This window comes from Pokkaliibacter plantistimulans (assembly GCF_003194385.1).
Lineage (GTDB): Bacteria > Pseudomonadota > Gammaproteobacteria > Pseudomonadales > Balneatricaceae > Pokkaliibacter > Pokkaliibacter plantistimulans.
This window is the reverse complement of the sequence record NZ_LAPT01000068.1, coordinates 1-14,703: the sequence shown is the minus strand read 5'-3', so window position 1 is coordinate 14,703 and position 14,703 is coordinate 1. Positions and strand designations below refer to the sequence as shown.

Here is a 14,703-nt window from a genome sequence, read left to right as displayed (position 1 = left end):
AGATAGATTTTCAACAACCTGTTAGCGCTGGTCGCGCCACACACTCAGGCAGCGTGCGCACGACCCGCATCAGAACGACAGGCTGATACCGACCAGTCCATAGGTCGTGGCAGTCCGTTCACCATGATGGCGCGCCAGATCCGCTGTTTTGCCGTACATTTGCTCCCAGTGCACCCCGATATAGGGGGCAATATCGGGTGTCACCGCATAACGCAGCCGCAATCCCAGCTCGGAGCGGGTCACGCCTGCTCCTTCATCTATGGCCAGATCATCATCGGCCGCAGCGTTGATCTCCAGCGCCGGCTGCAGGCTGAGTCGGGAGGTGATAGCCAGATCATGGGCCAGCTCCAGCCGTGCACTCAACCGCCCCTGATCACTGACATACAGATCAGCATTGGTTTCGATCCAGTAAGGCGCCAGCCCGTCCACGCCGATCACCGCGTAGCTGCGTGTCGGTGACGGCCGCTGGTCCTGCCTGATGCCGGTGTGCAGATTGAAGAACTCGCTGACCATGTGCTGCCACAGCAGCTGATTTTCTGCCTTTTCAGTCGCTCCGCCACTGAGCTGCTCGCCCTTGCTGCGCCACAGGAAGGCATTGCTATCATTACCGATACGCAGTGCCCCTTCCCAGGCCAGCACATCACTGCCCGCACCTGCACGCCATTCAAGACGGTCCAGCGTCAGAGTGGGTATCACCATCGAGTCCATCTTGTCGTCATGAGCATAAGCCTGACTGCTCAGCAGACCCGCCAGCAGCAGCGATAACAGCACTGGCCGTGAAAGCGGCTGGCACGATTCCGTTTGTCGATTAATGCGCATGCTGCTCGCCTCCTGCGGCCATGGTGGCGTCAGCGCCATTCGCTGAATTGGGATTGCCTGAAGATGAAGAGGCACCGGCAGCACTGGCTGGCCGGTCGACCACGATCTTGCGGAACATCCCCGCTGCCATGTGGTACATCAGGTGACAGTGGAAGGCCCACTCACCCACCGCATCGACGGGAATATCGACAGTCATGCTGGTGCCGGGTGCAACGTTGACAATGTGCTTGAGCGGGTTAAACGCGCCTTTGCCCTGATCCAGCTGCATCCACATGCCATGCAGGTGCATGGGGTGCATCATCATGGTGTCGTTGACGAAGCGAATACGCACCCGTTCACCGAGGGTCAGATGCATGGGCTCGGCATCGCTGTATTTGACGCCGTTGATCGACCAGATATAGCGCTCCATGTTGCCGGTCAGACGCAGCTCAATTTCGCGATCAGGCTTGCGATAGTCCTTGTAGGGCTGCAACGCGGTGAGGTCGCCATAGACCAGAAAAATTCCTCCGTCTGCGGCTTTGGGCTCCAGCCCGCTGCCGGGCGCATAGTCGGAGCGGCGTGTTGTCACCGCTGCAGATGAAGAAGGCATTTGCCCGTGGTCCATTTTTGAATGATCCATCTGCGAATGGTCCATCGCTGCCATATCACCGCTCATGGGCATCGTTGCAGGAGCCTTCTGCGAATGATCCATCTGCGAATGATCCATTTTCGAGTGGTCCATACCGGCCATATCGCCGTTCATGGGCATCGCTGCAGGAGCCATCTGCGAATGGTCCATTTTCGAGTGGTCCATACCGGCCATATCGCCGTTCATGGGCATCGCTGCAGGAGCCATCTGCGAATGATCCATTTTTGAGTGATCCATCCCGGCCATATTGGCGCTCATGGACATCTTCGAATGGTCCATTCCCGCGTGATCCATACCACCATGCGCCATGCCCATATCAGCCATAGTCAGCACCGGCACCGGGCTGAGCGGTGGCACCGCTGCCGTCATTCCCTGCTGTGGCGCCAGGGTGGCGCGTGCATAGCCACTGCGGCTGACCGTCTGGGCGAACAGGGTATAGGCCCGGTTGTCCTGCGGCTCGACGATAACGTCATAGGTTTCAGCGACCGCCATGCGGAACTCATCCACGCTGACGGGCTGCACGTTATTGCCATCCGCCTGCACCACCGTCATTTTCAGGCCGGGAATGCGCACATCGAAGTAGCTCATCGCCGAGCCATTGATAAAGCGCAGCCGCACCCGCTCACCGGGCTTGAACAGGGCCGTCCAGTTTTCCGCGGCAGATTTGCCATTGATCAGATAGGTATAACCACTGCTGACATCCGAAATGTCCGAATCCATCATCCGCATCTGCCCCCAGGCCAGACGATTGTCCAGCGCACGGGAGAAGCCCTGCTGCTTCGCCTGATCAAGGAAGTCGCCCACCGTAACCGGCCGGTTGTTGTAGTAATCGCTCTTGCGTTTGAGGTTGCGATAGATGGTCGCGCCCTTGTCCTGCCCCCAGTCGGAGAGCATGACGACATAGTCCCGGTCCGCCTGCACCGGGTCTTTACCGGCAGGCTCGATGATCAGCGGGCCATACACGCCGTCCTGCTCCTGAAAGCCGGAGTGACTGTGATACCAGTAGGTGCCCGCCTGACGGATGGGAAAGTGATAGGTAAAGGTCTGACCGGGCTTGATCGGTTTGAAGCCACTGAAGCCGGGCACACCATCCTGATTGGCGGGCACCAGCAGGCCGTGCCAGTGCAGCGAAGTGTCTTCCTTGAGGCGGTTGGTCACGTTGATCATCACCTGCTCGCCTTCCCGAAAGCGCAGGGTCGGGCCGGGCACACTGCCATTGATGGTCAGTGCCTGCTGCGACTGGCCAGCGATGTCCAGCGTGCGCTGATCGATCACCAGATTGTAGGTATCACCCCAGCCAGTCGCTGGCGTCAGCAGCACCCAGGCCAGCACGGCCACGCCAGGCGCACTCAGCCAGCGTTGCATCCAGGTCAAGGAAGCCATTATTCACTCCTGTATTGATAGCTGCTGCCCAGCTTACGCCGCCGACCTTGCCCGTCGCTGACGCCAACATTACATTTCTGTCAGCTTTGCCCTGCTGCCCTGTGCCACAGGCATAATGACCACCTCACACGCGGCCCGAACACACAACACCATGCGCCTACTGATTATTGAAGATGAACAGCGTATTGCCACCTATCTGCAGCAGGGGCTGGTCGAGGCGGGCTTCAGCGTCAGCCTCGCCAGCACCGCGGCAGACGGGCTGCAACAGGCACTGAGCGATGAGCCGGACCTGATCGTGCTGGATGTTATGCTGCCCGATCTCAGTGGCTGGGAAGTATTGCGTACCCTGCGTGCCGCAGGCCGTGTTCTGCCGGTCCTGTTCCTGACCGCCCGTGACAGTGTCGAGGACCGGGTACGCGGGCTGGAGCTGGGCGCCGATGACTACCTGATCAAACCTTTCGCCTTCACTGAGCTGCTGGCCCGTATCCGTACCCTGCTGCGGCGGGGTCAGCCCCAGCAGGTGATGACGCATCTGCAGGTTGCGGATCTGGAAATGGATCTGCTCAAACGCCGGGTCAGCCGTGCCGGGCAACGGATCAATCTGACCGCCCGTGAATTTGCCCTGCTGGAGCTGCTGATGCGCCGGCAGGGGGAAATCTTTTCCAAGGCGCTGATTGCCTCGCAGATCTGGGACATGAACTTCGACAGCGACACCAATGTGGTGGAGGTGGCCATCCGCCGCCTGCGCGCCAAGATCGACGACCCCTTTGAGGTCAAACTGATCCACACCGCACGGGGTATGGGCTACCGACTGGAGTGGACCGAGTGAGAAGCCATTCCCTCACGGCCCGCCTGAGCCTGATGTTCATGCTGGCGGTCGGCAGCGTCCTGCTGCTGGCCGGGCTGGCGTTCAATCTGGCCAGCCACCACCATTTCATCCAGCTGGATCAGGACGATCTGCAGCAAAAACACCATGCTGTCGTCACACTGCTGCAGAACCTGCGCGCCGACACCCCGCTCAGTGTCCTGCAGGAAGAGCTGAGCCTGTTACTGGGTGAGCACGGCGATATTCAGGCGCGGCTGTGGCAAGGCCCGACCCTGATCTGGAGCTCATCGCACATGCCTGAGATCGGCCATGCCCTGCCTGCGACCGATGAGTTATGGGACTGGCAGCAGGGTGACGAACAATACCGCGGACTGGTCAGCCAGATCGTCAGCCCCGGCTTCAGCGCGCCCTGGCAGCTGCAACTGCTGAAGAACGTCACCGTGCACGAGCACTTCTTCCAGCAGTTTCGCACGGGCCTGTGGCTCGGGTTGCTCGGCTGCCTGCTGCTCAGTGGTCTGCTGGGCTGGTGGGTTGTACGCCGTGGCCTGCGCCCGCTGCGTGAGCTGACCGCTGTCGCCGAGGCCGTTTCTGCCAGCCGGCTCAATCAGGCCCTCGATGAAACAGCGATGCCGGAAGAACTGCGCCCGCTGGCAGCGGCCTTCAATGCCATGCTGGCCCGTCTTGATGACGACTTTGCCCGGCTCTCCAGCTACAGCGCCGAAATCGCCCATGAACTGCGTACGCCCGTTACCGCGATGCAGACCCGCACCGAGGTGATTCTCGCCCGTCCGCGCTCTGCGGATGATTATGCCGAGGCGCTGTATGCCAGTCTGGAAGGGCTGGAGCAGATTCGCCGCCTGATCGACGACATGCTGTTTCTGGCCAGGGCCGACAATCAGCTGCAGGCCTTCGCCCGCGAGCCGGTCGCACTGCACACTCTGGCGCGCCAGCTGCTGGATTATTACGACATTGTCGCCGACGAGCAGCATATCCGCCTGCAGCTTGAGGGTCAGGCCACACTGCTGGGCGATGCGCCAATGCTGCGCCGCGCCCTCGGCAATCTGATCTCCAATGCGCTGCGCTATACCCCGGCCGGTGGCTGCATCACCCTCTCGCTGGAACAGCAGCCGCAGCACGTCACCGTCCGCGTCAGCAATGAGGGCGAACCGATTGCTGCCGAGCTGCTGCCACGCCTGTTTCAGCGTTTCGTACGCGGTCAGCCCGGCACCGACACCAGCGACCATCACCACGCCGGGCTGGGGCTGGCCATCACCCGCGCCATTGTCGAAGCGCAGGGCGGACAGATTTCCTGCCAGTCAGACCGGCAAGGTACGCACTTTATTCTATGCTTTCCTGACAGCGGAGCTGGCAATTGACGCTACCGCCTGAGAACGTGTTGACGATCTCACCAACCCGAGCCAGACAAGGCGAAAAGTGCTGAGGAAGCAGAGTCTAGCTGCCCGGAATGAGCATTTCAGGGGGCTTTTCAACGCCGTGTGGCCGATGCAGAGCCGATCGTGAACAGGTTCCTGGTGGTAAACAGCGGCCATAGTTGTATCTGCTTACCTTGCGATTACAATGTGCACAGTCAAAACAGGGGAATGAGGCTCCATGATTATTCAGCCCAAGATTCGTGGCTTTATCTGCACCAACGCGCACCCCGTGGGCTGTGCAGCTAACGTTCAGCAACAGATCGACTATGTGAAGGCTCAGGCGCCCTTCGGCGAAGGCCCCAAAAACGTTCTGGTGCTGGGTTGCTCCACCGGCTACGGTCTGGCCTCCCGCATCGTGTCTGCCTTCGGTTATGGCGCTAATACACTGGGTGTCTGCTTCGAGAAAGAACCCAGCGAGCGCAAGACCGCCACGGCAGGCTGGTACAACACCGCGGCGTTTCATCAGCAGGCCAAAGATGCCGGTCTGTATGCCCGGACCCTGAACGGCGACGCCTTCTCCAATGAGATCAAGGCCGAAGTTATCAACGCCATCAAACAGGACATGGGTAAAGTCGACCTGATCATCTACAGTCTGGCATCACCCCGCCGTACCGATCCCACCAGCGGCGAGACCTTCAAGTCCGTACTGAAGCCTGTCGGTCAGGCCTACACCACCAAGACCTACGACACCGACAAGGATCTGGTACACGACATTTCTCTGGAACCCGCCAGCGAAGAAGAAATCCAGCACACCATCAAAGTCATGGGCGGAGAAGACTGGGAGCTGTGGATCAAGGCGCTGGCCGATGCCGACCTGCTGGCAGATGGCTGCCGCACCACCGCTTACACCTACATCGGCAAGGAACTGACCTGGCCTATCTATGGCCATGCCACCATCGGTAAGGCCAAGGAAGACCTGGACCGCGCCGCTGCCGAACTGAACAGCAGCTATGCCGACAAACAGCTGAAAGCCTATGTATCTTCGCTGAAAGCGCTGGTCACCCAGGCCAGCTCGGCCATTCCGGTGATGCCGCTGTATATCTCCCTGATCTACAAGGTGATGAAGGAGGAAGGTACGCACGAAGGCTGTATCGAACAGATCAATGGCCTGTTCCGGCAGAAGCTGTTTGACGCCGCGCCTGAGCTGGACGAAGCCAAGCGTCTGCGCATGGATGGCAAGGAAACCAACGACGCTACTCAGGCCAAGATCAAGGCCCTGTGGCAGCAGGTCACTCAGGAAAACTTCCACCAGCTGAGCGACTACGCTGGCTACCATCAGGAGTTCCTGCACCTGTTCGGTTTCGGTTTTGCCGGTGTGGATTATGACGCCGACGTCAACCCGCTGGTCGAATGGTAAGCCGTCACTGGCACCCTGACCCACGCTGACAAGATGCTCTGAGCAACCCGGCCACTGTGCCGGGTTTCTTTTTGTCCCTCTGCCCCGCCACCGCGCCTCACTGCATTGCACTGACCACCACAGCCGCACGGCCTTAATCCGCATTGGCGGGGAAGTGGCTATATTTAACCGGGTAACTCGACTTCGCTTTCGCACATTCCATGCTATTTTTTCCCTCAGATTGTGACCATGAGCACAGCAGCAGATGATGGACTCACTTCGCACAGCGACCGCTGCCAGCAGAAGCTGCTCAGGGAATGCGGCTGCGATCCGGCTTAGGGTTATCTGATCACTCATCCTGTCGAGGCATTGCAGTATGAGCAGTTGTTGCAGCAAGGTTAGCAGGTGGTGAGAATCGATTGTCGCTGTCGAAGATGGCGTCAATAACACGTCTTACCAGCCTGTAACGCTCATTCAGAACCGAGGAGGAACGTCATGGATCTCGAAAAAGACATCATTACCGTCAGGCCACAGGAAACCATCGATACTATTCAGCGCCTGCCCAACTTTGTCGGCATCTCCGAAGCCACGGCGGGTTCCAGCGGTATTTCCATGAACATTGTGGTGATTCCGGCAGGCGCCAAAGCCGAACCGCACTATCACAAGGGGTATGAAACAGCGATCTATCTGCTCAAGGGCAGTGTGGAAACCTTCTACGGTGAAAACCTGAAAAAATCCGTGGTCAATCATCAGGGCGACTTTATCTTCATCCCGGCGGGCGTTCCCCATCAGCCCGTCAATCTCAGCACCACCGAAGCCGCCATGGCACTGGTGGCGCGTAACGATGCCAATGAGCAGGAAAGCGTACAGGTCTACCACCCCGAACAGGGCTGATCGGCAATCTCCATCGCCTTGTCAGGCGTGAAAACAACCTCAGGAAAACTCCTTCAGGGCTAGAGGACTCCGCTTCCTCAGCGCACTGCTCATTGCCTGAAGGTAATCTCGCAAAAGCGTGAACAGTTTTCTGGAGGTTGCAATCTCCGCTCAGCTGCGCATACTGGTGATCAGGTTCGGGAGGGGCTCCCAACCTGATAACACACCACACCATCCATAAGGGGCTTATGGCATGAAAGTCGGTATTTTTATCGGGCGTTTTCAGCCCGTGCACAATGGACACCTTTCTGTTTTCTCTTACCTGCAGGATCGCTTTGATCGCGTCTTTGTCCTGCTCGGCTCCGCCAATCGCCGCCGCTCCATCAAGAATCCCTTTACCTTCAGCGAGCGCGAGCAGTGGATTCGTACTGCCTTTACCGAACTGGCGGTAAAAAAGAACATCAGCTTCCCCGCTGATCGCCTGTCTGTAGTCCCTATCAACGACTACATGTACAACGACACCAAGTGGGAAGTGGAATGCTTCTACCAGATTCATGCCCTGCTGGACGATGAAGAAGATGCTGACATCACGCTGGTCGGCTACGAAAAAGATGCGTCTTCCTACTACCTGCACTCCTTCCCGCAATGGCGGTTTGAGGCGGTTGAGAAAGTCGTCAATGTGGACGCCACCGACATCCGCACCTGCTGGTTCGCCAGCGCGCTGCAGTCACTTGGTGATTACCGTACGCTGGTGCCGCCTTACGTGGCAGACGCCATGCTCGGCAATGATGCCCCCCACTTTGCCAATCTGCTGGCCGAGTACCGTTACTACAGCGAAGAACAGGCACGCTTTGCCAGCTATCCCTACCCCGACACCCTCAAGTTTCTCTGTGCCGACACCATCCTGCTGTGCAAAGGTCATGTGTTACTGGTGCAGCGCAAATACGCCCCCGGCAAAGACTGCTGGGCCTTGCCCGGCGGCTTTGTCCAGCGCGATGAAACCTTCGAGCAGGCGGCACTGCGTGAACTGTTCGAGGAAACCCGGGTCAAGGTGCCAGCCCGCGTGGTGGCAGGCTCCATCAAGGCACGGCAGATGTTCGATGATCCGCGGCGCTCACTGGGCATCCCGAGGGTGACCATGGCATTCCTGATTGAAATTGCCGCCGATGCCGATGGTCGCCTGCCCAAGGTCAAAGGCTCTGACGATGCACAGGATGCCCGCTGGATCCCCCTGGCCCGTGCCCGCGCCATGGCACTTTATGATGATCACGGTGACATCATCGACTTCTTTACCGGGTCGCTTTAACGGCTTTACCGGGTCGCTGCAACTGGGCATCATCAGTCAGCACCCCACGCGGGGCATTGGCAGGAGCTGCCACTGCCCGACAATGACACTTCAGTGTACGGAGCGTACATCATGAAAATGAACCTGATCCTCAACACCGACAGCTACAAACTCAGCCACTTCCTGCAGTATCCACGCAATACCCAGTACATTTTCAGCTACATCGAAAGCCGCGGCGGTCTGTTTGACGACGTGCTGTTCTTCGGTCTGCAGAAAGCGCTGATGGATCTCAATGAGCACTTCCCGACGCTGGACGATCTTGAAGAAGCCCGTGCTATTGCCGCCGCACACGGCGAACCGTTCAACGAAGCGGGCTGGAAAGCACTGATAGCACTTGGTTATTTCCCGCTGGCCATCAAGGCTGTACCCGAAGGCAGCATTCTGCCCACCCGCACTATCCTGCTTGGTATCGTGAACACCCTGCCGGAGTTCTTCTGGCTACCCGGACACCTTGAACCCCTGCTGCTGCGCGGCATCTGGTATCCAACCACGGTCAGCACCCTGTCCTACCACATCAAGCAGACCATTGGCCGCTTTATGCAGGCAACCTGTGACACGCAGGACGGGCTGCCATTCAAGCTGCATGACTTCGGCGCCCGTGGTGCCTCTTCCGAGGAGAGTGCGGGTATCGGTGGCATGGCGCACCTGGTGAACTTTATGGGCACCGATACGCTGTCAGCCCTGCGCTATGCCCGTCGCTACTACGCGGCAGATATGGCGGGCTACAGCATCCCGGCCAGCGAGCACAGCACCATTACAGCCTGGGGCCGCGCCAATGAAGCCGGGGCCTATCGCCATCTGCTGCGCCAGTTCCCTACCGGGCTGGTGGCCTGCGTGTCCGACAGCTACGACATCTACAACGCCGTCGACTCCATCTGGGGTGACGAATTGCGTATGGATATCAGTGAACGTGATGGCACCGTGGTTATTCGCCCCGATAGCGGTGATCCGGTCAAGGTGATCCCCGTGCTGCTCAAACGCCTTGGCAAACGCTTTGGCTACCGCCTGAACAGCAAGGGCTACAAGGTGCTGAATAACAAGGTGCGGATCATTCAGGGAGATGGCGTCAATCTCGACAGCATCGAACGCATCCTGCGTAAGCTGATGGCCAAACGCTGGTCAACCGACAATATCGCCTTCGGCATGGGCGGTGCCTTGCTGCAGGGCGTCGACCGTGACACCCAACGCTTTGCCATGAAGGCCAGTGCAGTCTGTGTGGATGGCGAATGGCGCGCCGTCTACAAAGACCCGATCACCGACAGTGGCAAGAAAAGCAAACGCGGCGTGCTGGACCTGATCAACGGCCACACCGTACAGGTCAGCATCGAGCAGTTCCTTAATCAGCCATCAGACCTGCGTCTGGTCTATAAAGACGGCGAAATACTGATTCGCGATGACTTCGACAGCATCAGAGCACGCGCCGCCGCCAGTTATCCGCTGTAATCAGCTATACGGTTAAGGCACAAAGCGCAAATAGACAACAACCTGTTAGTGCCAGATCAGGCTTTTATAGGTAATTTCACAAGCCACTAAAAAATAGTAAAAGGTATTACCTATCAATAAACCAATTGCAAACTAGAATAAAACTTATCGCCAGCTAATTTTCACAGCACATAATTAGCTGGCGAGCATTTTCAAATCAGAAACTTAATTATTTAGATATTAAACATGACATACCATCATCACTGAGGCGTCAAAAGTGCAGCATCCTCACGAGCTTTTTGCACCCATTTGTCAAATTGATCTTGATGCACACTGATCCATTCAGAGGCATGGCGCTTAATATCTGCGTCAGTGTTTTCACCATTACGCATTTTCAGATTTTCTGCACTTTCATCATTGGCCGAGATCAGATAGTAAGAAAGAAACGATGATGCTGCGATGTTCTTTTTCGCAAAGCTCTTATTCATTACCGCTCTGATCTGGTCAACTGGGAAACCTAAATTTTTACCCTGGAAGGTAGTATCTACATTATTTTTTCCATCTGGAAGGCTGACATAGGGAACCTGCAGCCATTCAACATCTTTTCCTTCAACCAGAACCCCGGATATCCATTGTGGAATCCAAGTATAATAAAGAACGGGTTTACCCTCTTTGTATCTTTCTATAGCCTTCGCCATTAGGTCAAAATATGGCCCCTTATGATGGGTTACTGTTTCTTCCAAACCATAGGCCTTAATCTGATGATCAATAACCAGCTGACAGCCCCAACCCGTATCACATCCTGTCAGATCAGCTTTTCCATCGCCATCACTGTCAAATAGCATGGCCAGCTCCGGCTTTTTTAAATCAGTCAGGTAGTGAATATTGTATTGCTCTGCTGTTTTCTTATCGATCAAATAGCCTTGCAACACACCCGGAATCACAGTACCCACTTTGATAAGCTCAGTATCGCCTCCCGCCTTGTCATAATAGGCCTGGTGCAACTTATCCCACATATGAACAGTAAAGTCGGCTTTTCCTTGAGCAAGGGTGTCTAATATAGACGCATATTCAGTTTCTTTAGGCTCTTGTACGTCATAGCCAAGTGCTTTAAGCCCCGCAATGGCTATTTCACCTCGAAAGCGTTCTTCAGCAACATTCGCAAAGACAGGCGTTATTTTTATACCTTGCCCAGGCAAGCTACTATCAGCCTGTACAGTTGTAAAAAATGAAATGTTCAATAAGCCAGCGACAAGCACTACATTAAATCTAGGGATCATAGATTTGTTATTGTTTTTCATATCTGTCACTCCTGAAGCATATCGCCTCAACGTTCATAAAAAATGGAAAATGCCCTCAATTTTCGACATATCCATTCATTAGAGATTCAAGTCTAGAGGATAACTGCATAAACCAAGTAGACATGTACAGCAGCGACTCCTAATTACCAGAGCCCGCGCTAAAATTACTAATAATTGCAACGGTCACTTGCAGCCAGGTAAATACAAACTCTCAATTGCGCTTATAGGTAGTTTTCAGCCCCATCAGATTGATCAACTACAGTGGCTGTGCTATCCGATTGGCGAGGGGATTGGCGAGTATGTCGAGCTGTGAATATTGCTGACACAGAACAATGAACAGCCTCGAATCGGCATGTTGTACTCTCGCAAAATACCAGAAGACTATTAGAGGCGACTCGCGTATCTTTCCTTAAATTAGGTATCTGATAAGCCTCTAATAATCCTTCACGTATCCAACATCAGGCAGTACGAGCACTCACATCGCAGTGTTCAGCTATCTAACTTACCTTAAGTATTCGGCTCATCAGGTACTGCCATTGCAGAGCTGAACAGAGCATCAGTCTTTTTACTCACTGGTCTGCTCAGACTCACTGATACCCAGATGTAGTTCAAGTTTAGTCCGCTCCACGTAATCGGATAGCTTTCTAATCAGTTTTTCATTGAGCAAGGCGCCCTTTGCCAGCAGTCGGATGCCAGTATGAGAATAAAGACTGCGCGTCAAAATCATACCGGGTTTCAGCTGATCAGGAGTGAGCCAGTGTATGCGCTCACCTGCACGCAAATTGAAATGCTCTGAGAGAACGCCAATGAGGGCCTCTACCAAATCGGCAGGATAAAAACGGTCTTTGGAATATTCCAGCTTTTCGATAACACTCTTTACTGATTCTGCACTACCCCCATCATCCAGAGAGCGATCAGCATAAGTAACCAAACCAACAATATATGCCCCTGTGGTGATGGCATCCTCTCTCAAACGATAGGGAAACCCGCTGCCGTTATATCGCTCCCTGTGTTGGGTAATAAACGTCTGTGCCATGTTAAAGCCATCTATATCCAGTAATGCAGCACTACTAATGATTGGATATTGTTCATACATTTGACGATCAATATTAATCAATGTGGCTTCCGATAAAATCTGGTGATGGCCGGATATACCAATGAGCCCAATATCATGAAGCAAGGTCGCGTAATACACCTGTAGTGCAAATTCAGCATCAAGGCCAAGATAAGCAATTAATTTCCTACAAAAGAGACCTGCACGAAAGGGCTGACTGAAAACACTCGCATGAAGCATTTCCAACAGCGTGCCAAAGGTACTAACAATGTGTTCGAAGCCCCCTTGTGAAAGAGAGTTTTGTAGTTCAGATACCTTTGTCAGCGTGGATTCAATAGAGGTTTTCAGACCATTATTTTGCCTGGCCAGTGCATACAGCATGGCTTTCTTACGCTGTTGCTCATGTGACACTTTAAGCCCTGCTTCCATGACGCTGCGTAAGTGTCCAATCTCTATCGGCTTAAGCAAGTAACTATGAATGTGGCCTCGATTCACCGCATCAATCGCGGATTCCGTTTCAGGCTGACCTGTAAGCACTATACGAATGGTATCAGGACTGATTTTTTCCACTTGGCTTAGTAACTCGACCCCATCCATTCTGGGCATTTTCATGTCACTAATAACGAGATCAAAGTGTCCATCCTTGAGTTGAGCCAGTGCCTGCAGGGGATCATCCACAAATGACATATCCCATCCGGATTGATGCAGATTGCGTTTGAGGGCTTGCAGAATGCCTACCTCATCGTCTACGAACATGACCTTAGGCATTTGATTACTCATGGCTCGAATCAGATCATTTTAAATATTGAGAAAGCAGTAACATTTCAAACCACCTTCGTATGAACACCCAATATTCGTCAAATTTAGAGAAACAGGCGAGGTAAAATCACCTATTACAATTGTTAGCAACCCTACTCCAACAATCGAGCACAAATGGATTAGAATCCTGCCCCACTCCAGTGCACAACAACTGTACCTACGACCAGTCAGGTATACGGTTTTTATTTTTAAATACAGGTTCAATAGTACAATTCGTACTATGAGCACTTCAATTGATCAATTTTACTCTTACAGAAATCAGGTAAAAGTGGGACAAACGGTTATCAAACTTTCTTTCAGCAATCACATTTTCATGCCAAACAACAGCAACACGCCAGTATTATTTAACTAATAAGAATCACACTCATTAACTGTGAACCATATTTTTATACCAATATCACTTTATCTCTATCGGCAATGCTATCCCTACCAGAAATATAGCGCCCGTTACTTATAGGCAGGTAATGACAGTGTAAAGATAGCACCTTTCTCCTTCCCGTCACTCTGTGCCATATATCTCCCACTCAAGTTAATAGAAAAACCAATAGAGATCATTGACTTGTCGGTACTTTGTGCATTCACCGTCCGGCTAACCTGCTTCATATCTCCTCTGTCGGACAGCGACCAAAAGGGAACTCACCCCTCTGCGGCGGTGTTTCCATGTCACTCTCTGCCCTGCTTCTGCGATGTATGACCTTTCTGCACTCCGATGACCTGCTGGTGCTGGTGCTGGTGCTGGTGCTGGTGGCAGCATTAAACCAACCTGAGGCGCCTTTCTGCATGCGGGTAGATACCCTGGCTATCTCTGTGTCAGGGGGATAACCGTAGCGCATCAGCGGAAAGCGGCGGGTTTCGTAGCCGATTTCGTCGGCGTTGACGGCCGTGCCGGTCGTAGCGCACCGTCAGGCGGTTGTGGTAGGCATCGGTGATGGCGTGCAGATAGCCGCGTGCCTGTATGGAAAGGCAGTGCTACCTGAATAACTGGTCCAAACTCAAGTTGACGCCCCTCCCCCGCTAAACCTACACTCCCCGCCACTAGAAAACCTAAGCGGTTCTCCGCACCCGACAGATTTTGCGGTATGCACCAGCAGAAGGCGTTGTCACGCCTGATGCGTACCACGGTCGGGTGGAGAGGCGTAATACAATACCCGTAAGGGGAATAGGCCCGGAGTGTCTTAGGTACTCTAGTTGACGCCCGGCTTCCAGCTACTAACTGGTGGCCGTTTACTGCAAAACCTAAGGAGGCCCATCATGGCTGCTCATTCAAACCCGGCTGTCAGCGTACCGGACAGCCCCCACCCTATTGATCAGTTACGTCGTTATATTGATGCGCTGGAAACCGCAGCCAGAGGGATTCAGTCCGGTATTGATGACCACGCCATCACCGGCGAAAACGCCTTGAATCTGTTAATGGCTATTGCTGATCAGCTTAAGCGGGAAGCCCGTTCGTTATCGGTGCTGTTG

The 14,703-nt window shown here is 54.4% G+C and carries 12 protein-coding genes; 8 read left to right on the top strand and 4 right to left on the bottom strand.

The window, feature by feature from the left end; all coding sequences use genetic code 11:
- Window positions 1-69: 69 nt before the first annotated feature.
- Window positions 70-819, bottom strand: a complete 750-nt coding sequence (locus WH50_RS14220; RefSeq protein ID WP_165838432.1) for a copper resistance protein B — start codon at window positions 817-819, stop codon at window positions 70-72.
- Window positions 809-2,830, bottom strand: coding sequence for a copper resistance system multicopper oxidase (locus WH50_RS27170; protein WP_279305937.1), 2,022 nt, complete (start codon window positions 2,828-2,830; stop codon window positions 809-811). Before WH50_RS27170 ends, WH50_RS14220 begins: the two co-directional genes overlap by 11 nt.
- A 151-nt stretch (window positions 2,831-2,981) precedes the next feature.
- Here WH50_RS27170 and WH50_RS14210 point away from each other — a divergent pair, with 151 nt between their 5' ends.
- The 6 genes from WH50_RS14210 (at window position 2,982) to WH50_RS14185 (ending at window position 10,086) form a co-directional block, all read left to right on the top strand.
- Window positions 2,982-3,659 (top strand): heavy metal response regulator transcription factor, encoded by a 678-nt coding sequence (locus WH50_RS14210; RefSeq protein ID WP_104155654.1) that lies wholly within the window; start codon window positions 2,982-2,984, stop codon window positions 3,657-3,659.
- The gene (locus WH50_RS14205; protein WP_110187904.1) at window positions 3,656-5,032 is read left to right on the top strand and encodes a heavy metal sensor histidine kinase; all 1,377 of its coding nucleotides are present in this window, start codon (window positions 3,656-3,658) and stop codon (window positions 5,030-5,032) included. Before WH50_RS14210 ends, WH50_RS14205 begins: the two co-directional genes overlap by 4 nt.
- 235 nt (window positions 5,033-5,267) lie before the next feature.
- A complete protein-coding gene (fabV, locus tag WH50_RS14200; RefSeq protein WP_110187903.1) occupies window positions 5,268-6,446 on the top strand; it encodes an enoyl-ACP reductase FabV in 1,179 nt (392 codons plus the stop codon).
- 474 nt (window positions 6,447-6,920) lie between these two features.
- The gene (locus tag WH50_RS14195) at window positions 6,921-7,319 is read left to right on the top strand and encodes a cupin domain-containing protein (protein ID WP_110187902.1); all 399 of its coding nucleotides are present in this window, start codon (window positions 6,921-6,923) and stop codon (window positions 7,317-7,319) included.
- A 232-nt stretch (window positions 7,320-7,551) separates the two neighbouring features.
- On the top strand, window positions 7,552-8,604 hold the full coding sequence (locus WH50_RS14190) for an NUDIX domain-containing protein (RefSeq protein WP_110187901.1): 1,053 nt from the start codon (window positions 7,552-7,554) through the stop codon (window positions 8,602-8,604).
- Window positions 8,605-8,715: 111 nt separating this feature from the next.
- On the top strand, window positions 8,716-10,086 hold the full coding sequence (locus tag WH50_RS14185) for a nicotinate phosphoribosyltransferase (RefSeq protein ID WP_110187900.1): 1,371 nt from the start codon (window positions 8,716-8,718) through the stop codon (window positions 10,084-10,086).
- A gap of 239 nt (window positions 10,087-10,325) precedes the next feature.
- Here WH50_RS14185 and proX read toward each other — a convergent pair whose 3' ends face one another.
- Complete coding sequence (proX, locus tag WH50_RS14180) at window positions 10,326-11,366, bottom strand: glycine betaine/L-proline ABC transporter substrate-binding protein ProX (RefSeq protein ID WP_207780311.1); 1,041 nt, start codon at window positions 11,364-11,366, stop codon at window positions 10,326-10,328.
- Window positions 11,367-11,931: 565 nt separating this feature from the next.
- Window positions 11,932-13,188: a response regulator gene (locus tag WH50_RS14175; RefSeq protein WP_165838431.1), complete on the bottom strand. Its 1,257-nt coding sequence runs from the start codon at window positions 13,186-13,188 to the stop codon at window positions 11,932-11,934.
- Between the two features lie 711 nt (window positions 13,189-13,899).
- Here WH50_RS14175 and WH50_RS26370 point away from each other — a divergent pair.
- Both WH50_RS26370 and WH50_RS14170 read left to right on the top strand, forming a co-directional pair.
- On the top strand, window positions 13,900-14,061 hold the full coding sequence (locus WH50_RS26370; RefSeq protein WP_165838430.1) for a hypothetical protein: 162 nt from the start codon (window positions 13,900-13,902) through the stop codon (window positions 14,059-14,061).
- Between the two features lie 429 nt (window positions 14,062-14,490).
- Window positions 14,491-14,703, top strand: a 213-nt coding sequence (locus tag WH50_RS14170) for a hypothetical protein (protein WP_133251327.1), incomplete at its 3' end; no start/stop codon positions are given.